The 18,726-nt window shown below is 60.9% G+C and carries 19 protein-coding genes; 18 read left to right on the top strand and 1 reads right to left on the bottom strand.

The genetic code is table 11. The features are described 5' to 3' along the window. The 18 genes from BGO62_RS13560 to BGO62_RS13475 all read left to right on the top strand — a co-directional run. A partial coding sequence (locus BGO62_RS13560) for a GGDEF domain-containing protein (protein WP_296643434.1) occupies positions 1-622 on the top strand: 622 nt, incomplete at its 5' end. Next, positions 603-788, top strand: coding sequence for a Trm112 family protein (locus BGO62_RS13555; protein WP_296640450.1), 186 nt, complete (start codon positions 603-605; stop codon positions 786-788). The genes BGO62_RS13560 and BGO62_RS13555, both read left to right, overlap by 20 nt. Positions 789-801: 13 nt before the next feature. After that, positions 802-1,560 (top strand): 3-deoxy-manno-octulosonate cytidylyltransferase, encoded by a 759-nt coding sequence (gene kdsB, locus BGO62_RS13550; RefSeq protein ID WP_296643431.1) that lies wholly within the window; start codon positions 802-804, stop codon positions 1,558-1,560. Between the two features lie 110 nt (positions 1,561-1,670). Further along, a complete protein-coding gene (gene adk / locus BGO62_RS13545; RefSeq protein ID WP_296643429.1) occupies positions 1,671-2,324 on the top strand; it encodes an adenylate kinase in 654 nt (217 codons plus the stop codon). Positions 2,325-2,347: 23 nt separating this feature from the next. Continuing rightward, a complete protein-coding gene (locus tag BGO62_RS13540; RefSeq protein ID WP_296643427.1) occupies positions 2,348-2,713 on the top strand; it encodes a hypothetical protein in 366 nt (121 codons plus the stop codon). A gap of 87 nt (positions 2,714-2,800) precedes the next feature. Then, positions 2,801-4,057 carry a 6-phosphofructokinase gene (locus tag BGO62_RS13535; protein WP_296643425.1) on the top strand — a complete coding sequence of 419 codons (1,257 nt, stop codon included), beginning with the start codon at positions 2,801-2,803 and terminating at the stop codon, positions 4,055-4,057. A gap of 131 nt (positions 4,058-4,188) precedes the next feature. Further along, the gene (locus BGO62_RS13530) at positions 4,189-4,401 is read left to right on the top strand and encodes a hypothetical protein (protein WP_296643423.1); all 213 of its coding nucleotides are present in this window, start codon (positions 4,189-4,191) and stop codon (positions 4,399-4,401) included. 62 nt (positions 4,402-4,463) lie between these two features. Beyond that, positions 4,464-6,506: a sodium-translocating pyrophosphatase gene (locus tag BGO62_RS13525; RefSeq protein ID WP_296643421.1), complete on the top strand. Its 2,043-nt coding sequence runs from the start codon at positions 4,464-4,466 to the stop codon at positions 6,504-6,506. 133 nt (positions 6,507-6,639) lie between these two features. After that, the gene (lolA, locus tag BGO62_RS13520; RefSeq protein ID WP_296643419.1) at positions 6,640-7,248 is read left to right on the top strand and encodes an outer membrane lipoprotein chaperone LolA; all 609 of its coding nucleotides are present in this window, start codon (positions 6,640-6,642) and stop codon (positions 7,246-7,248) included. Then, positions 7,238-8,566 carry a replication-associated recombination protein A gene (locus tag BGO62_RS13515; RefSeq protein WP_296643418.1) on the top strand — a complete coding sequence of 443 codons (1,329 nt, stop codon included), beginning with the start codon at positions 7,238-7,240 and terminating at the stop codon, positions 8,564-8,566. The genes lolA and BGO62_RS13515 overlap by 11 nt, the downstream gene beginning before the upstream one ends. A 228-nt stretch (positions 8,567-8,794) precedes the next feature. Next, positions 8,795-9,211, top strand: coding sequence for an MbcA/ParS/Xre antitoxin family protein (locus BGO62_RS13510; RefSeq protein ID WP_296643416.1), 417 nt, complete (start codon positions 8,795-8,797; stop codon positions 9,209-9,211). Beyond that, positions 9,208-9,888 (top strand): RES family NAD+ phosphorylase, encoded by a 681-nt coding sequence (locus BGO62_RS13505; protein ID WP_296643414.1) that lies wholly within the window; start codon positions 9,208-9,210, stop codon positions 9,886-9,888. Before BGO62_RS13510 ends, BGO62_RS13505 begins: the two co-directional genes overlap by 4 nt. Before the next feature lie 230 nt (positions 9,889-10,118). Beyond that, positions 10,119-11,117: a protease SohB gene (sohB, locus tag BGO62_RS13500; protein WP_296643412.1), complete on the top strand. Its 999-nt coding sequence runs from the start codon at positions 10,119-10,121 to the stop codon at positions 11,115-11,117. Positions 11,118-11,182: 65 nt separating this feature from the next. Further along, positions 11,183-11,557 carry a hypothetical protein gene (locus BGO62_RS13495; RefSeq protein WP_296643410.1) on the top strand — a complete coding sequence of 125 codons (375 nt, stop codon included), beginning with the start codon at positions 11,183-11,185 and terminating at the stop codon, positions 11,555-11,557. Beyond that, a complete protein-coding gene (locus tag BGO62_RS13490; protein WP_296643409.1) occupies positions 11,554-14,667 on the top strand; it encodes a type I restriction endonuclease in 3,114 nt (1,037 codons plus the stop codon). Before BGO62_RS13495 ends, BGO62_RS13490 begins: the two co-directional genes overlap by 4 nt. Before the next feature lie 29 nt (positions 14,668-14,696). Beyond that, a complete protein-coding gene (locus BGO62_RS13485; RefSeq protein ID WP_296643407.1) occupies positions 14,697-16,298 on the top strand; it encodes a class I SAM-dependent DNA methyltransferase in 1,602 nt (533 codons plus the stop codon). A 106-nt stretch (positions 16,299-16,404) separates the two neighbouring features. Then, the gene (locus tag BGO62_RS13480; RefSeq protein WP_296643405.1) at positions 16,405-17,547 is read left to right on the top strand and encodes a restriction endonuclease subunit S; all 1,143 of its coding nucleotides are present in this window, start codon (positions 16,405-16,407) and stop codon (positions 17,545-17,547) included. Positions 17,548-17,590: 43 nt separating this feature from the next. Then, entirely contained in the window at positions 17,591-18,190 is a 600-nt protein-coding gene (locus tag BGO62_RS13475; protein ID WP_296643403.1) for a hypothetical protein, read from the top strand. On the opposite strand, the gene BGO62_RS13470 is transcribed toward BGO62_RS13475, so the two are convergent. Continuing rightward, a partial coding sequence (locus tag BGO62_RS13470; protein ID WP_296643401.1) for an IS4 family transposase occupies positions 18,178-18,726 on the bottom strand: 549 nt, incomplete at its 5' end. The genes BGO62_RS13475 and BGO62_RS13470 overlap by 13 nt on opposite strands.

The following is an 18,726-nucleotide window of genomic DNA, read 5'->3' as shown; positions in this document are numbered from 1 at the left end:
GATCGGTGCGGGCGATGTGTTCTTCGGCGTGTTCTGGGTCACCCTGGCCTTGTACGCCTACATCCTGATGGGGCGCATCGAGGGACAGCGGCGTCAGCTCGATTACCGCAGCCGCTTCGATGCGCTGACTGGACTGCTCAACCGCCATGGCCTGCTTGCCGCAGCAGACAGCATCTTCGACAAGACGAATACGCGCAGCCCGGCCACCGTCTTGTTTGCCGACCTGAACCAGTTCAAGTCGGTCAACGACCGCTATGGCCACGGTGCGGGCGACCGCGTGCTGGCCGAATTCGCGCAGATATTCAGCGAATCGGCCGAGACGGGCGTGTGCGGACGCTGGGGCGGCGACGAATTTGTTGCTATCCTGCCGCTGCGCGAGGCCGCCGCCGTCCGCCAGATTTTCGAGCGCATCGAAGTGCGTACCGCAGCCTGGAGCCGCAGCAACGGCCTGCCGATGGCGGTGAGCCTGGGCGTCAGCCACGCCCCGCGCGACGGCCACGACCTGGTGACGCTGCTGTCGGTCGCCGACATCCATCTTTATCAAAGCAAGTCGCAACAGCCCGAAACGGCGGGTGCGTCTCCGAACTACAGGACTCTTGTCGATGAATCCGAAACTTCTTGAAATTCTTGTGTGTCCGGTCTGCAAAGGCCCGCTCGAATGGAAGAAATCCGCGCACGAACTGGTGTGCCGTGCGTGCCGCCTCGCCTATCCCATCCGCGACGACATTCCGGTGATGCTGCCGGAAGAAGCGCGTCCGCTCGACCCCGACGAAATTCACGGCAATTAGCGGCGACGCCCCCATGCATTTCCGCGTCGTCATTCCCGCGCGCTATGCGTCGAGCCGACTGCCGGGCAAGCCGCTGGCGGACATCGGCGGGCGCCCCATGGTGCTGCACGTGCTGGAGCGTGCCTTGCAGGCGGGCGCCGAATCGGTGGTGGTCGCCACCGACGACGCACGCGTGCAACAGGCGGTCGAGGCCGCCGGCTATCCGGCCCTGATGACCTCGCCGGCGCACCAGTCGGGCACCGAACGCCTGGTCGAGGTCGCCGAAACCCTGGGCTGGCCCGACGATGCCCTGGTGGTCAACGTGCAGGGCGACGAGCCGCTGATCGACCCGGCGCTGATCCGCGAAGCCGCGCGCCAGCTGGTGCTGCACGACGATGCGGTGATGGCGACGCTGGCGCATCCGATCCACGACCACGCCGACTTCGTCAATCCCAACGTCGTCAAGGTGGTGGCCGACGAAGCCGGCTACGCGCTGTATTTCAGCCGCGCGCCGATTCCCTGGCCGCGCGACGCGTTTGCCGAGCAGCAGACCATGCCGCACGAGCTCGGCGCGCTGCGCCACATCGGCCTGTACGCCTACCGTGCCGGTTTCCTGCGCACCTATGCCGGCCTTGCCAGCTCGCCGCTGGAACGCTGCGAGATGCTCGAACAGTTGCGGGTACTGTGGCACGGCCACCGCATCAGCCTCGGCATCACGCCCGTCGCACCGGCCCCGGGGGTCGATACGCCGGAGGATCTGGCGCGGGTCCGCGCGCTGTTTGCGGCTGCATAGCAGCCTCTTGAATCCGTCAATAAAATTTTTTAAGTTTTGCTTGACTCTCGCTTGGCTTAGGCTAGCGCGGTTTGGCACATTCAGATATCCATATCAAGGGAGATTAAGTAATGCGTTTGATTCTGTTGGGCGGCCCCGGCGCGGGCAAGGGCACGCAAGCCAATTACATCAAGGAAAAATACGGCATTCCGCAGATCTCCACCGGCGACATGCTGCGCGCGCAGATCAAGGCCGGAACCGAACTCGGCATGAAGGCCAAGGCCATCATGGACGCCGGCGGCCTGGTCTCCGACGACATCATCATCGGCATGGTGAAAGCCCGCCTGACCGAAGCCGACTGCAAGAACGGCTACCTGTTCGACGGCTTCCCGCGCACCATTCCGCAGGCTGAGGCGATGAAGGCCGCCGGCGTGCCGATCGACTACGTGGTCGAGATCGACGTCGCCGACGAAGAGATCGTCAAGCGCATGTCGGGCCGTCGCGTCCACGTCGCGTCGGGCCGCACCTATCACGTCGTGTTCAACCCGCCCAAGGTGGCCGGCAAGGACGACGTCACCGGCGAGGACCTGATCCAGCGCGACGACGACCAGGAAGAGACCGTGAAGAAGCGCCTCGACGTCTACCACGCGCAGACCGAGCCGTTGGTGAAGTACTACGGCGACTGGGCGGCACGCGGCGAAGCCGGCGCGCCCAAATACGTGAAGGTTTCCGGCGTCGGCAAGGTCGAAGGCATCCGCGATGCCATCTTCGCCGCGCTCGGCTGACTGAAACCAGGCCGACCGCTCCGATGCCGCAGCAGATCCCCCCGCCGACCGACACCGAACGCTGGATCGTCTCCAGCGCGGTGAAGGAGCGTTACGGCAGGGAAGTCGAGATCCAGGACGTCGAGACCGAAATCCGCCTGCACATCGACGACCGCGAACTGACGTTGTGCCCGGGCTTTTACTGGAACGAGCACGGCTGCCATTTCGTGCTGTCGAAAACCGGCGATTCGCGCTACCGCAGCATGTTCTTCTATCGCATCCGCGATCGCTTTTCCACTGGGCGCGAGGAATACGACGACATCGGCGACTGCGTCACCACGCTGTTGAAAATGCAGGCCGACGAGGAAGCCAAGCGCCTGGCCGAGGGCGAGACATCCGGCAACAGTTGATTATTCAAGCCAGCCTCGCCGCTGGCTTTTTGTCATGCAAAAAACCCTGTTTATTGCGTTGAATTAAAAGTCTAAGGAGACCACACCATGGCGAAGAAAATGAACGCCTTTTACGCGCAGTCCGGCGGCGTCACCGCGGTCATCAATGCGTCGGCCTGCGGCGTGATCGAAACCGCGCGCAAGCACAAGGACAAGATCGGCAAGATCTACGCCGGCCGCAACGGCATCATCGGCGCGCTGACCGAAGACCTGATCGACACCACCAAGGAATCCGCCACCGCCATCGCCGCGCTGCGCACCACGCCGTCGGGCGCGTTCGGCTCCTGCCGCTTCAAGCTGAAGTCGCTGGAAGCCAACAAGCGCGAATACGAACGCCTGATCGAGGTGTTCAAGGCGCACAACATCGGCTACTTCTTCTACAACGGCGGCGGCGACTCGGCCGACACCTGCTTCAAGGTCAGCCAGCTGTCCGAGGCGATGGGCTACCCGATCCAGGCCATCCACGTGCCGAAGACGGTCGACAACGACCTGCCGATCACCGACTGCTGCCCCGGCTTCGGCTCGGTCGCCAAGTACATCGCCGTGTCGACGCTGGAAGCCAGCTACGACGTGCGCTCGATGGCCAAGACCTCGACCAAGGTGTTCGTGCTCGAAGTGATGGGCCGCCACGCCGGCTGGATCGCCGCCGCCGGCGGCCTGGTCGAGGACCACGGCATTCCGGTGGTGATCCTGTTCCCCGAAATTGAATTCGACCAGAAGAAGTTCCTCGCCCGCGTCGACAAGCTGGTGAAGGAACACGGCTACTGCACCGTCGTCGTCTCCGAAGGCTGCCACTACCCGGACGGCAAGTTCCTCGCCGAGCAGGGCACCCGCGACGCCTTCGGCCACGCCCAGCTGGGCGGCGCCGCGCCGGTGGTCGCCAACATGATCAAGGACGCGCTCGGCCACAAGTTCCACTGGGCCGTCGCCGACTACCTGCAGCGCGCCGCGCGCCACATCGCCTCGAAGACCGACGTCAAGCAGGCCTACGAGCTCGGCAAGAAGGCGGTCGAGCTGGCGGTCAAGGGCCACAACTCGGTGATGCCGACGGTCGACCGCCTGTCCGACAAGCCCTACAAGTACAAGATCGGCATGGCCGACCTGAAGGACGTTGCCAACGTTGAAAAATTCATGCCGCGCGACTTCATCACGAAAGACGGCTTCGGCATCACCGACAAGTGCAAACGCTATCTGACGCCGCTGATCCAGGGTGAGGACTATCCGAAGTACAAGGACGGCCTGCCGGTGTACGTGACGCTGAAGAACGTGGCGGTCGCGAAGAAGCTGGCGGCGTTCAAACTCTGAGAGGGGCCAGGGACTAGGAGCTAGGGATTAGGGGAGTTTGCGCGGGCCACGCCCGCGCCTTGTTTGAAAGGTGCGGTGTAGCCGCACGAAACCCCCTGGCCCCTAGGCCCTAAATCCTAGCCCCTACAAAAATGACCTTAGACAAAGCCCGCCAACTGCTCAAAGTACAAGCCGACTTCGGCGGCTTCTACAACGGCAATTCAGCCAAGCTGATCTTGTCCGAAGTGCAGCGCGAGCACGGGCAGGCAGCGGTCGATCAACTGATCGTCGAGCTGCAGCTCGACCGGGTGTTCGGGTTTGAGCCGGGCACGCGTTTCGAGGGTGGCCTGGCAATGGGCAAGTGAGTGAAACGGCAGCGCGAGCTGCCGTTTTGTTTTGTGTAATTAAGCCATAGGGAGGAAAAGCAATGCAGATGGAATTGGTGTGGATTTTGGCCAGCGCAATACTGGCCTTGCTGTACGGGGTGGCATCGATCGGCTGGATCCTGAAGAAGCCCGCCGGCAATGCGCGCATGCAGGAAATCGCGCTGGCGGTGCAGCAGGGGGCGCAGGCGTACCTGAACCGCCAGTACACCACCATCGGCATGGTGGGCGCGGTGCTGTTTGTGGCCTTGTGGCTGGCGCTTGGCAGCCACACCGCGATCGGCTTCCTGATCGGCGCGGTGCTTTCCGGCGCGGCGGGCTACATCGGCATGAACGTGTCGGTGCGCGCCAACGTGCGCACCGCCGAAGCGGCCTCGCATGGCCTGAACGCCGCGCTGAACGTCGCCTTCAAGGGCGGCGCCATCACCGGCATGCTGGTGGTGGGGCTGGGTCTGCTGGGCGTGGCCGGCTACTACGCCGTGCTGACCATGATGGGATCGAGCAGTGAGGAAGCGATCCATGCGCTGGTCGGGCTCGGCTTCGGCGGCTCGCTGATTTCCATCTTCGCGCGTCTCGGCGGCGGCATCTTCACCAAGGGCGCCGACGTCGGCGCCGACCTGGTGGGCAAGGTCGAGGCGGGGATTCCCGAGGACGACCCGCGCAACCCGGCGGTCATCGCCGACAACGTCGGCGACAACGTCGGCGACTGCGCGGGCATGGCGGCCGACCTCTTCGAGACCTACGCGGTGACCCTGATCGCCACCATGCTGCTCGGCGTGCTGATGGCGAGCCAGGCCGGCAGCGGCGCGGTGATCTATCCGTTGGTGCTGGGCGCGGTGTCGATCGTCGCCTCCATCGTCGGCTCCTTCTTCGTCAAGGCGCGCGAGGGCGGCAAGATCATGAACGCGCTGTACCGCGGCCTCGCCGTGGCGGGCGGCTTGAGCCTGATCGCCTTCTACCCGGTGACGACGATGATGTTCGGCGACGGCCTGGCGATGAACGACGGCTCGGTCATCCCGGCGATGAACCTGTATTACGCCGCGCTGATCGGTCTCGGCCTCACCGCCGCGATGGTCGTCATCACCGAGTACTACACCGCCACCGAATACAGCCCGGTGCGCCACATCGCGCAGGCGTCGACCACCGGCCATGGCACCAACATCATCGCCGGCCTCGGCGTGTCGATGAAGTCCACTGCGGCGCCGGTGCTGGCGGTGTGCCTGGCGATCTGGGGTTCGTACGAACTGGCCGGCCTGTATGGCATCGCGATTGCCGCCACCGCCATGCTGTCGATGACCGGCATCATCGTTGCGCTCGACGCCTACGGCCCGATCACCGACAACGCCGGTGGCATTGCCGAAATGGCCGAGCTGCCGAGCGCGATCCGCGACATCACCGACCCGCTCGACGCGGTCGGCAACACCACCAAGGCCGTCACCAAGGGCTATGCCATCGGCTCGGCGGGCCTCGCCGCGCTGGTGCTGTTCGCGGACTTCACCCATGCGCTGGAAGCCAAGACCGGCGGCGTCACGATGTTCGACCTGTCCGACCACATGGTGATCATCGGCCTCTTCATCGGCGGCATGGTGCCCTATCTGTTCGGCGCCATGGGCATGGAAGCGGTGGGACGCGCCGCCGGTTCGGTGGTGGTCGAAGTGCGCCGCCAGTTCAAGGAAATCCCCGGCATCATGGCGGGCACCGCCAAGCCGGATTACTCCAAGGCGGTGGACATGCTGACCAAGGCGGCGATCAAGGAAATGATCGTGCCGTCGCTGCTGCCGGTGCTGGTCCCGGTGCTGGTCGGCCTGATCCTCGGGCCGAAGGCGCTCGGCGGCGTGCTGCTCGGCACCATCATCACCGGCATCTTCGTGGCGATCTCGATGACCACCGGCGGCGGCGCCTGGGACAACGCCAAGAAGTACATCGAGGAAGGCAACCACGGTGGCAAGGGCTCGGAAGCGCACAAGGCCGCCGTCACCGGCGACACCGTGGGCGATCCCTACAAGGACACCGCCGGCCCGGCCGTCAACCCGCTGATCAAGATCATCAACATCGTGGCGCTGCTGATCGTTCCGCTGATTGTCTGACCCATCGGGCTTCACCCCTGGCCGCCCTGCACGATATAGTGCAGGGCGGTTTTGTTTTGGGCGGGAACCCGCGGGCGTTTCGACCGCCTCAAAGCAAGCCACCTTTGGAGAACCCGGTTTGAAACCATTGCGCTTGAAACACTTGATCGCGGCCTGTGCCCTCGCACTGCCCATGATCGCCCACGCCGGCGGCATCGACCGCCTGAAGGCCTTTATCGCCGGCGCCAGGACCGCCGAGGCCGACTTCAGCCAGAGCGTCGCCGACAAGTCCGGCCGCGTCACCCAGCAGGCCAGCGGCAAGATGGCGTTCGCCCGCCCCGGCAGGTTCCGCTGGGATTACAGCACGCCGTACGAGCAGGTGATCGTCGGCGACGGCAGCAGGCTGTGGCTGTACGACGCCGACCTCGACCAGGTCACGGTCAAGCCGCTCGGCGACGTCATCGCCGGAACGCCTGCCGCGCTCTTGGCCGGCGACGACGCCATCGAAAAATACTTCAGCCTGAAAGACGCGGGGCGGAGCGACGGCCTGGAATGGCTGGAGGCCACCCCCAAAAACCGCGACACCACCTTCGAGCGCATCCGCATGGGCTTCAAGGGCGACGTGCTGGTGCAGATGGAGCTGTTCGACTATTTCGGCCAGCGCACCACGCTCAAGCTGTCGCGCTTTGCGCGCAACCCGTCCATCGCGCCGTCGCGCTTCACCTTCACCCCGCCGAAAGGCGCCGACATCATTGGCGACTGACGACCTTTTCCAGACCGCCGCGCCCGAACCCGCGCGCGACGACCCCCGCGCGCCGCTGGCCGAGCGCCTGCGCCCGCGCAGCCTGAATGACGTCGTCGGCCAGACGCATCTGCTCGGCCCCGGCAAGCCGCTCAGGCTCGCCTTCGATTCCGGCAAGCTGCATTCGATGATCCTGTGGGGGCCGCCCGGCGTCGGCAAGACCACGCTCGCGCGGCTCACCGCGCAGGCCTTCGGCGCCGACTTCATCGCCATCTCCGCCGTGCTCTCCGGCGTCAAGGACATCCGCGAGGCGGTCGAGCGCGCGCGCATGAACCAGACCATCGGCCGCACTACCATCCTGTTCGTCGACGAAGTGCATCGCTTCAACAAGTCGCAACAGGACGCGTTTTTGCCGCACGTCGAATCCGGCCTCTTCACTTTCATCGGCGCCACCACCGAGAATCCCTCGTTCGAGGTCGTCGGCGCGCTACTGTCGCGCGCCCAGGTCTACGTGCTGAAATCGCTCACCCCCGACGAGCTCGGCCAGCTGATGCGGCGCGCGCTGCAGGAGTTGCCGGATCTGAAGCTGGGGGAGGGCGTCGACAAGTTGCTGGCCGCCTACGCCGACGGCGACGCCAGGAAGCTCCTCAATCTGCTGGAACAGCTCGACACCGCCGCCCGCACCGCCAAGGTGAAGGAAGTCGACGCCGGTTTCGTCGAGAACGCGCTGGCGCAGTCGCTGCGCCGCTTCGACAAGGGCGGCGAAGCCTTCTACGACCAGATTTCCGCGCTGCACAAAAGCGTGCGCGGCTCAGACCCCGACGCCGCGCTGTACTGGCTGGTGCGCATGCTCGACGGTGGCGCCGACCCGCGCTACCTCGGCCGCCGCTTGATCCGCATGGCTTCGGAAGACATCGGCCTGGCCGACCCGCGCGCGCTGCGCCTGGCGCTCGACGCGGTCGAAACCTACGAACGCTTGGGCTCACCCGAAGGCGAGCTCGCGCTGGCCGAAGCCTGCCTCTACCTCGCCTGCGCGCCCAAGAGCAACGCCGCCTACGTCGCCTACAACGCCGCGCGCGCCTTCGTGCAGTCCAACCCTTCCAACGACGTTCCCATCCACCTGCGCAACGCCCCCACCAAGCTGATGAAGGAACTCGGCTACGGCCGCGCCTACCGCTACGCCCATGACGAGCCCGAGGCCTACGCCGCCGGCGAACGCTACTTCCCCGACGACCTGCAGGAACAGCAGTTCTACGCGCCCACCCCGCGCGGGCTCGAAGGCAAGATCGCCGAGAAGCTGGCGCATCTGAAGAAGCTCGACGAGGAGACGGGGAAGTAGCGCGTAACGACGAGGCAGCGCAGGGCTTGCCTTAAATGAAGTCGCAATACCGATCCGGTTCATCACGACACCGTGCTTAAAAAGATTAAAGCCCGGGATCTTCTGCCGGGCATCATCCGCGCCCGCCCTTGGCAAACCAGTACGCTTATCCGCCCCGGCGTTGCAAAAAGTCCATAAATGGACTATTTTAATTAGAATAGTTCGAAGCGATACTTACGTGGAGGCGTGATGCAAAGCACGGCCAATGCCGCCAAGCTCCAGAGCAAGCCGAGCAGCCGCGAGCTGTCCGCTGCCGGTCTGCGCGCGTTCTTCAATATCGCGCGCGACTGGGGCCTGAACGCCGATGCGCAGATGGTGCTGCTGGGCGCGCCCGGCCGCTCGACCTTCTTCAAATGGAAGTCCGCCCCCGAGTCCGCCGACCTCAAGCGCGACACGCTCGAACGCCTGTCCTACATCCTGGGCATCTACAAGGCGCTGCAGATCCTGCTGCCAGCCGCCGATGCCGCCGACGCCTGGGTGAAAAAGCCCAACAGCGCGCCGCTCTTCGGCGGCAAGAGCGCGCTCGACCGCATGCTCGGCGGCAACGTCGCCGACCTGGTCGCGGTGCGCCAGTATCTCGACGCCCGGCGGGGCGGCTGGGCTTGAATTATCCGACCGCGCGGCTGAACTGGAACCCCGCCTTTCGTGTCATTCCCAGCCGTTATCCTGCGGTCGGCCTGTTCGAGCGCGTCGCCCGTGCCGAGGATTTCGACGCCCTCTATGCACTGGAGGCCATGACCAACGACCGCATCCGCGATGAAGTCGGCGAGATCAGCCTGGTCCCGCCCGACGAAAGGCTGTTCGGCCCCGGTAGCACCTGCATCATGGCCGCCTTCACCCATCTCAACCCGCACGGCAGCCGCTTCAGCGACGGCCGTTACGGCGTCTTCTACTGCGCCCGCAAGCGCGGCACCGCCATCGCCGAAACCCGCTACCACTCTACTTTGTTCATGCAGGCCACCGCCGAGCCGCCGATGCGCCTGCCAATGCGGCTCTACAGCGTGGAAGCGAAGGGCCGGGCGGTCGACCTGCGTGAGGCCAGCCAGCGCGACCCCCGCATCGTCGACCCCGACGACTACGCCTACGCCCAGGGCATCGGCCGCACCCTGCGGGCCGCAGGCGCGCTCGGCATCGTGTACCCCTCGGTGCGCCACCCCGGCGGCGAATGCCTCGCCGCCCTGCGCACCGGCATCGTGAAAAACTGCCTGCACGCCGCCTACCTCGAATACCACTGGAACGGGCAGGGCATCGATGCGGTGTTCGAGGTCAACCAGGTGCTGTGAGGGCAGGGCGGTTGAAATCGACGTGCATCCCGACAATCCACCGAACCTGGCCAGCGTTTGGGCTGGGCCCGTCGAAGCCCTGACAAGGGGACGCCCTGGTCTCCCGCGCTTTCCTGCCCCCATTGCTACACTGAATCAGCCCGTCAACGCACCCACGAGGAGTCCGCCATGAAAACCATCCTCAGCATCACACAGGCCGACAGCGGTTCCGGCGCGCAGCGCATCCCGGGATGAACGGGTTCGCCGCGCACTACGCGCTATTCCTGGCCGAGGCCGCCACCCTGGTGCTGGCCGCCATTGCGCTTGCTGCCGGGCTGGTCGCGCTGGCGCGCCGCAAGGGCAGGCACCCCGGCGCAATCCAGGTCACCGACATCAACCGCCAGCTCGAAGTCGCCGGCGACCGCATCGAGGCGGCGCGGCTGCCGAAGAAGGTTTTCAAAAACCTGGCGAAGCAGCGCAAGGCCGAGCACAAGGCGCGGCAGCAGGAGGAAGCCGGGCCGTGCAGCTACCTCGTCGACTTCAAGGGCGACCTCCGCGCCTCGGCCATCGTTGCGCTGCGCGAAGAGATCACCGCCATCCTCCAGGTCGCGAAACCGGGCGACGCCGTGCTGCTGCGGCTGGAAAGCCCGGGCGGCATGGTCAACCGCTATGGCCTCGCCGCCGCCCAGCTGCTGCGGCTGCGCGACGCCCAACTGCCGCTCACCGTCATGGTCGACAGCGTCGCCGCCAGCGGCGGCTACCTCATGGCCGCCGCCGCCGACAAGATCGTCGCCGCGCCGTTCGCGCTCATCGGCTCCATCGGCGTCATCGCGCAGCTGCCCAACTTCCACCGCTGGCTGCAGGCGCGCGACATCGACTGGGAACAGTTCACCGCCGGTCAATACAAACGCACCGTCACCGTGTTCGGCGAGAACACCGAAGCCGGCCGCGCCAAGCTGCGCGAGGAACTGGAGGAAATCCACGCACGCTTCCGCGAATTCGTGCACGAGCGCCGCCAGCTCGACATCGACAAGGTCGCCACCGGCGAAGCCTGGCTCGGCAGCCAGGCGCTGGAGCTGGGGCTGGTCGACGAACTCGGCACCAGCGACGAAGTCATCCGCCGCGCCTGCCAGCAGGGCAGGGTGTTGCAGGTGAGCTACCAGCGGAAGATGACGCTGCAGGAGCGGGTGAGGATGTCGGCGCAGGCGGCGTGGGACGGGATCTGGCAGCCGCCTTCGCCGCTGGGGTGATCATGTCCAGTCGATAAGCTGACGACCTATGCGAGAATCCCCTTGATAACAAATAAGGGGGTGTCTTGGCGCCACAGCCAGAACAACAAGCGAGGGGGAATATCGACTGGCTGCTGGAGGCGGCCGGTTGGCACGTCTGCGACGCCAGCGCCGCCAACATCCACGCCGCGCGCGGCGTCGCTGTCCGCGAATTCCCGCTCCCTGGCCACGGCTTCGCCGACTATCTGATGTATGTGGATGGCAAGGCGGCCGGCGTGATCGATGCCAAGAAGGAAAGCGTCATCCTCACCGGCGTCGAAACCCAGTCCGACAAATACACCAAGGGGTTGCCTGCCGGTTTGCCGTGCTGGGGCAACCCGCCGATCGAGCGCCATATCAGCCGGAATAGTTACGCTTCGATAAATTTTCACCTAAACAAACAGTTAGCGAGGCTGGTTTGAAGGCGTTTTGTGAAGACTCAAGGGTAAAAATCCCCTGCATTCTGCATCTGGTTCGACTTGGCTATCGCTACCTTTCCCTCAAGAATGCAGTTTGGGATGAAGAGACCAACATTTTTCCGGACTTGTTTCGTTCTGCCATTGAGAAAATCAACCCGGGTATTAACCGTGACGACATTGAGCGCCTGTTGGCAGATGTCCAACTCACGCTGGAAAACGAAGACCTCGGGAAGGCCTTCTACGAGAAGCTCACAGAGCGCTCGGGCACCCGGCTGATCGACTTTACTGATTTCTCAAACAACAGCTTCCATGTGGTCACCGAGTTGCCCTGCAAGAATGGCGATGATGAGTTCAGGCCCGATATAACGCTGCTCATCAACGGAATGCCGCTGGCCTTCGTTGAAGTAAAAAAACCCAATAACCGCGAAGGCGTGCTGGCCGAGCGAAACCGCATCATCACGCGCAGCCGCAACCCCCGCTTCCGCCGTTTTATCAACATCACCCAGTTGATGGTTTTTTCCAACAACATGGAGTACGAAGACGGCTCGCCGCAGCCCATCGAGGGCGCGTTTTATGCCAGCCCGTCGTATGACGCACCGATTTTTAACTACTTCCGTGAAGAGGAAGATCTGAATCTGACCGACTTGCTGGCCGACGAGGACGATGCAGTCGAAAACGAGGTGCTCCGCGACAACAACCTCAACGTCATCAAGCACAGCCCTGAATTCATCAGCAACAAGACGCCCCAAACGCCGACCAACCGGATATGCACCTCCCTGTTCAGCCGCGAGCGTTTGTCGTTCCTGTTGCAATACGCCTTGGTATATGTGAATGAGGCTGACGGCCTGCACAAGCACGTCATGCGCTACCCCCAGCTCTTCGCCACCAAAGCGATCGAGCGCAAGCTCGACGCCGGCGTGCGCAAGGGAATCATCTGGCACACCCAAGGCAGCGGCAAGACTGCGCTGGCCTACTACAACACCCGCTTTCTGACCGACTACTATCAGCGTCGGGGCATCATTCCCAAGTTCTACTTCATCGTTGACCGACTCGACCTGCTCATCCAGGCACAACGGGAGTTTTCCGGCCGTGGCCTGACGGTCCACACCATCGATACCCGGGAAGCCTTCGCTCTCGACATCAAGGCAATCCAGGCGCTGCACAACTTCTCCGGCAGGCCGGAGATCACCGTGGTCAATATCCAGAAGTTCCAGGATGACCCGGATGTGGTCCGTACCGAGGATTACGATGTCAACGTCCAACGTGTCTACTTTCTCGACGAAGTCCACCGCAGCTACAACCCCAAGGGCAGCTTCCTCGCCAACCTGAGCCAGTCCGACCGTAATGCAATCAAGATTGGCCTCACCGGCACACCGCTCCTCGGTGACGACTACAATTCCCGCGCCCTGTTCGGCGACTACATTCACAAGTATTACTACAACGCCTCTATCGCCGACGGCTACACCCTGCGCCTGATCCGCGAAGAGATCGCCACCAACTACAAGCTCTCACTGCAAGAGGCGCTCGCAGCTGTTGAGCTAAAGCAAGGTGATATCGACCGCAAGCTCATTTATGCAAACCCGCATTTTGTTGAGCCGATGCTCGATTACATCATCACCGACTTTGAAAAGAGCCGTAGTGCGCTGAACGACGCCACTATCGGCGGCATGGTGATTTGCGATAGCGCTGAGCAGGCAAGAAAGATGTTCGATATCTTCAATACGATCTATGTGGATCAGCCCCAGCCCACTAACGCATTGCATGATTCATCACAAGAGGTAATGGCAGCCCGACAGCCCGACAGTTACGCCGCCAGAACCCTGCTTGCCAACAAGGTGAAAAACGGCGCACTAATCCTGCACGATGTGGGCAGCAAAGAAGAACGCAAAGATTGGGTAGAAGACTTCAAGGCTGGCAAGATTGACCTGCTTTTCGTCTACAACATGCTGCTCACCGGCTTTGATGCCAAACGTCTGAAAAAGCTCTACCTCGGCCGGGTAATCCGTAAACACAACCTGCTCCAGGCACTGACCCGGGTCAACCGCCCCTACAAGGATTTCCGCTACGGCTATGTCGTCGATTTTGCCGACATCCGTAAGGAGTTCGACGCCACCAACAAGGCCTATTTTGATGAACTGCAGGCCGAGTTGGGCGATGAACTGGAGCATTACTCCAATCTGTTCAAGTCCACCGAGGAGATTGCCCAAGAAATCGAGGCGATCAAGGATGCCTTGTTCAGCTTCAATATCGAAAATGCCGAGGAGTTTTCGCGGCAAATCAGCCAGATTCAGGATCGTGCCCCGGTGTTGGCCCTCAAAAAGGCCTTGGCCGATGCCAGAGATCTCTACAACCTCATCCGCCTGCAGGGTGAATATGCCGCGCTCCAGCAGCTCGACTTCCAGAAACTGAATCAGCTTTACCGTGAAACCTGCAACCACCTCGACCTGCTCAACCTCAAGGAAAGCATCGAGTCCAGCGCCGACACCAGCAACCTGCTCAATGTCGCCCTCGAAGACGTGCTCTTCATGTTCACCAAGGTCAAAGAAGAAGAGCTGGTTCTGGCCGACAAGCTGAAAAGCACGCTGCGCCAGACCCGCGAAGCGCTGGCCGACAACTTTGACCCACAAGACCCCAAGTTCATCACCCTCAAAGAAGAACTGGAGCGGCTTTTCAAGAAAAAGAAACTGAACGAAGTCAGCCAGGAGCAAATGACTGCCAACATTGGCGCGCTCAACGCGATCCACGATAAGGTCAAAGAACTCAACCGGCAGAACAACCAACTGCGATCTAAATACCACGGCGACACCAAATACACCCGCATCCACAAAAGGCTACTGGAGGGAGGGGTTCTGTCGGAAACCGAGCGCCGCATCTTCGAGGCCCTCTCGGGCGTCAAGCAGCAGGCCGACGACCAGGTGTTGCAGAACACCCAGCTTTTGACCAACGAAAGCTACTTCGAACGGATGATGATGCCGCTGGTGATCGGCGAGTTCCAGACCCGGCAAAAAATCAAACTCAACCCGGACGCCTCCCGCACCATCAACCGGCTGGTAGTGACCGAATACATGAATGAATTTGCATCTGGCAACAGAGCAGGAGTACGCACTTGGTAACGCAGGAATTTGAACAACGCACTCGGCAATTGATCGACAGCCTCAAAGGCATCTGCGCCGCCTATGGCCTCGGCAACGACGGCAACGAATTCAAAATCATCACTCAGGTTTTCCTCTACAAATTCCTGAACGACAAGTTCGCCTTCGAGGCCAAGAAGATCAACGCGGAACTGGCCAAGGCCGAAAGCTGGGAACAGGCAATCATCGCCATGGGCGCCGACGAACTGGAAATGCTGCAACTGCAGATGGGACCGGACACCGCCCGCCTGAAGCCAGAGCACTTCATCGCCCATCTGTTCGGCCGCCAGAACGCGCCGGAGTTCGCCAAGCTGTTCGACGACACCCTGCGCGACATCGCCATCACCAACAACGACATCTTCGCGGTCAAGACCGATGGCGGCGCCAAGGTCACCCTGTTCGACCGGGTGAGCGAATACATTTCCGATCCGTCCAAGCGCGACGCCTTCTGCCGCGCCGTCATCAACAAGCTGGTGGAATTTAGCTTCGAGCGCATTTTTACCCAGAAATACGACTTCTACGCCGCGCTGTTTGAATACCTGATCAAGGACTACAACAAGGACAGCGGCGGCAAATACGCCGAGTACTACACTCCGCACGCCGTGGCCAAGATCATGGCTGCCATCTTGGTGCCGGATAAGGTACGCGGCAAGGTGGCAAACGTTAGCTGCTACGACCCCTCGGCCGGGTCCGGCACGCTGCTGATGAACCTGGCCCACGCAATCGGCGAGCAGCGCTGCGCCATTTACTCGCAGGACATCTCGCAGAAGTCATCCAGCCTGCTGCGCCTGAACCTGATTTTGAATAACCTGGTCCATTCCATCCCCAACATCATCCAGGGCAACACCTTGCTTCACCCCTACCATCGGGACGGCAAGGCGCTGAAACGGTTCGACTACATCGTCAGCAACCCGCCGTTCAAGATGGATTTTTCCGATTTCAGGAACGAGCTGGACACCAAGGAGAACAAAGAGCGCTTCTTCGCCGGGGTGCCCAACATCCCCAAGCAGGCCAAAGACAAGATGGCCATCTATCAGCTCTTCCTGCAGCACATCGTCCATTCGCTCAAACCCGGCGGCAAGGCGGCGGTGGTGGTGCCCACCGGCTTCATCACCGCGCAAAGCGGCATCGACAGAAAGATTCGTGAGCATCTGGTGGACAACAAGATGCTGGCCGGGGTGGTCTCCATGCCCAGCAACATTTTCGCCACCACCGGCACCAATGTCTCCATCCTCTTCATCGATGATGCCAATAAGGAAGGCGTAGTACTGCTAGATGCGTCCAGCCTCGGCACCAAGGTCAAAGACGGCAAGAACCAGAAAACCCTGCTTTCCGAGGCCGAAGAGGAACGCATCATCGCCACCTTCAATAGTAAAGAGGCGGTGGAAGATTTCTCGGTGGTGGTGAGCTATGACGACATCGCCGCCAAGAGTTACAGCCTAAGCGCCGGGCAGTATTTCGTGGTGAAGATCGAGTATGTGGACCTAACGCCGATGCAGTTCAAAGACAAGATGCAGGGTTTTACCGACAAGCTGATCGATCTGTTTAAGGAATCGTCGGGCTTGGAGAAGGAGATACGAAAGCAGTTGGTGGGGGTGCGGTATGAGAAATGATTGGTGCGTAACTCCTTTGTCGAAATGCCTTTCAAAAGTAATCGACTATCGCGGAAAAACTCCCAAGAAGCTCGGTGGAGACTGGGCTCGTAAGGGATACCGAGCCTTGTCTGCTAATAACGTGAAGTTCAGTGGCTTGGATAAGTTGGATTCCATTAATTATGTTGACGAAGAGCTCTATAAGAAATGGATGAAAGAAGAGATTAGGCGCGGCGATTTATTGCTCACGTCGGAGGCACCTTCTGGGCAGGTAATGCTTTGGGACTCCGATGAGAAAATTGTTCTAAGCCAACGGCTTTATGCATTGCGTCCCGCTTCGAACGTAGATAACAAATACCTAAAATATTACCTTCAGTGCCCCATCGGCCAGAAAGAAATCTTCAGAAATAACTCTGGCTCAACCGTTGCGGGAATATCTGCAAAAACGTTTTCGAATATTCTTGTTCGCCACCCAACGAAGTCCTGCCAAAAAGCGATAGGCGATCTGCTTTATTTATTGGACAAAAAAATCGACTGCAACAACCGCATCAACGCCGAGTTGGAGTCGATGGCCAAGACCTTGTACGACTACTGGTTCGTGCAGTTCGACTTTCCCGACGCCAACGGCAAGCCCTACCAGTCCTCCGGCGGCAAGATGGTCTACAACGCCACCCTGAAACGGGAGATTCCGGCGGGGTGGCGGCACTCGACAATTGGCGAGACTTTCAAAACGCACCTCGGCGGTACTCCGTCAAGAGAACAGGTGGAATATTGGACTCCGGGCGAGGTGAATTGGCTGAGTTCGGGAGAGAACCCAAGTCTGTTCGTCGTAGATCCTGATGAACGAATTTCAAAGTTGGGGCTGCAGAACTCGCCCGCGAAACTTCTCCCTCAAGGAACTGTGATTCTCTCAATTGTTCGTCATCTTCGAGCATCGATACTCGGAATTGAAGCGGCAACGAATCAATCGGTCGTTGGCATTTTAGAAACGGGCAAGTTGAAACATAGCTTGATCTACCCTTACCTGGTTCGCGAAATACCTCGACTAATGGCACTGAGAACTGGGGCGCAACAACCACACATAAACAAGGGGGTGCTTGATGAGTCACTCTTGGTGTTGCCTGATGAATCAACATTAGAGGCTTATACGAACCTCGCGGCACCACTGTTTTTGCAGATCAAAAATCACCACCAGCAAAACAGGGAACTAACCCAGCTCCGCGACTGGCTGCTGCCGTTGCTGATGAACGGCCAGGTAACGGTGGCGTAGTTGCTGAAGCATATGTCACTGCAATCATAAGACTGGGCGATAAATGACAAAAACGATGATTGATTCATGGTCGGCACTTCAGCTGCGTGATCTTTTCTATGCCTATCGCAAAGCAAAAGCCGACCGTTTTTTTGAACACTCGATATGCATAGCAAGAAATTTTGTTGATTACGAGAAGCAGTTGCCAGAAAAGCTGGCAACTCTGCTAACACGACTGCAAGCTGGGGAAGTTAATACGTTGTTGACAGAGAATTTGGGCCAGCCGCGTCTTGCAGCAAAAAAGCTAGGACTTGTACCGAAGCAAGGTAAGGAAATATCAGATGGGCACGGTTTCTTTTCTGATCCGGCGCGCGCTTTTAGTCGTTTATGCGAGACGCATGATCTGACACCGGAGTTTCGCCTGGTTGGAGACTTCCCTGTTGAGATGCATGTGCTGTCGGCACTATGGGTCAATCTGGTTGGCCACAAATTTGATGCCGTGCTTTCGAAAGCAGCATTTGGTTCGAGATTGAGACGATATCGACCTGAACCTGGTTCACCAGAAGGCACTGTTGGTGACTATCACACCGAGGCTATTGGCTCGTTTCAACCTTACTTCGGCCCCTATAAACGCATTCCATTACACACAACTCATAGTGCATGAGCCTCGCGAGCGAATCTGATTCCTGCGGCGAAATCCATGACGCGCTGGAGGCCAAGCCAAATGGTCTTCACGCCCGGCTCGCCGTCGCCCTTGCGCGCCAGGAAACCGCCGAGCATCGCCACCAGGCGCACCAGTTCGTTGAGTTTGGGTGGTGTCTTCGGCACCTTCTTCCGATTCAGGATATAGGCCGCCTGCCATTCATCCTGCTCGAACAGCAAGGCCGCATCCAGATCGGGGCAGGTACGCCCCAGGCGCATGAGCCGGGCAATCCGCCAGGCCACCACCATGAACAGCGCCAGGGCGCGTTCCAGACGTTCCACCGTGCTCAACTGCAAAGCCTCCACGCGGCAGCCGTTCTTGAGGACATGGAAGAACAATTCGATCTCCCAGCGCGCCCGGTACCAGTCGATCAATTCGGTGGCCGCTTCGAAGCTGTCGATCGGCCGATTGGTCAACAGCCGCCATTCCACCGGCTTCACGCCATGGGGAGCGCCTTCTTCCCGTGCCACCAGGCAATTCACTTCCACCCTACCGCC

The organism is Thiobacillus sp. 65-1402, assembly GCF_001897685.1.
Taxonomy (GTDB): domain Bacteria; phylum Pseudomonadota; class Gammaproteobacteria; order Burkholderiales; family Thiobacillaceae; genus Thiobacillus.
The sequence above is the reverse complement of the archived record's forward strand: the minus strand, read 5'-3'. Positions and strand labels throughout refer to the sequence as shown.

Bases quoted from the DNA above. Each gene is read 5' to 3' on its own strand.
- BGO62_RS13555 (WP_296640450.1), top strand. From the start codon at position 603: ATGAATCCGAAACTTCTTGAAATTCTTGTGTGTCCGGTCTGCAAAGGC.
- kdsB (WP_296643431.1), top strand. From the start codon at position 802: ATGCATTTCCGCGTCGTCATTCCCGCGCGCTATGCGTCGAGCCGACTG.
- adk (WP_296643429.1), top strand. From the start codon at position 1,671: ATGCGTTTGATTCTGTTGGGCGGCCCCGGCGCGGGCAAGGGCACGCAA.
- BGO62_RS13540 (WP_296643427.1), top strand. From the start codon at position 2,348: ATGCCGCAGCAGATCCCCCCGCCGACCGACACCGAACGCTGGATCGTC.
- BGO62_RS13535 (WP_296643425.1), top strand. From the start codon at position 2,801: ATGGCGAAGAAAATGAACGCCTTTTACGCGCAGTCCGGCGGCGTCACC.
- BGO62_RS13530 (WP_296643423.1), top strand. From the start codon at position 4,189: ATGACCTTAGACAAAGCCCGCCAACTGCTCAAAGTACAAGCCGACTTC.
- BGO62_RS13525 (WP_296643421.1), top strand. From the start codon at position 4,464: ATGCAGATGGAATTGGTGTGGATTTTGGCCAGCGCAATACTGGCCTTG.
- BGO62_RS13510 (WP_296643416.1), top strand. From the start codon at position 8,795: ATGCAAAGCACGGCCAATGCCGCCAAGCTCCAGAGCAAGCCGAGCAGC.
- sohB (WP_296643412.1), top strand. From the start codon at position 10,119: ATGAACGGGTTCGCCGCGCACTACGCGCTATTCCTGGCCGAGGCCGCC.
- BGO62_RS13475 (WP_296643403.1), top strand. From the start codon at position 17,591: ATGACAAAAACGATGATTGATTCATGGTCGGCACTTCAGCTGCGTGAT.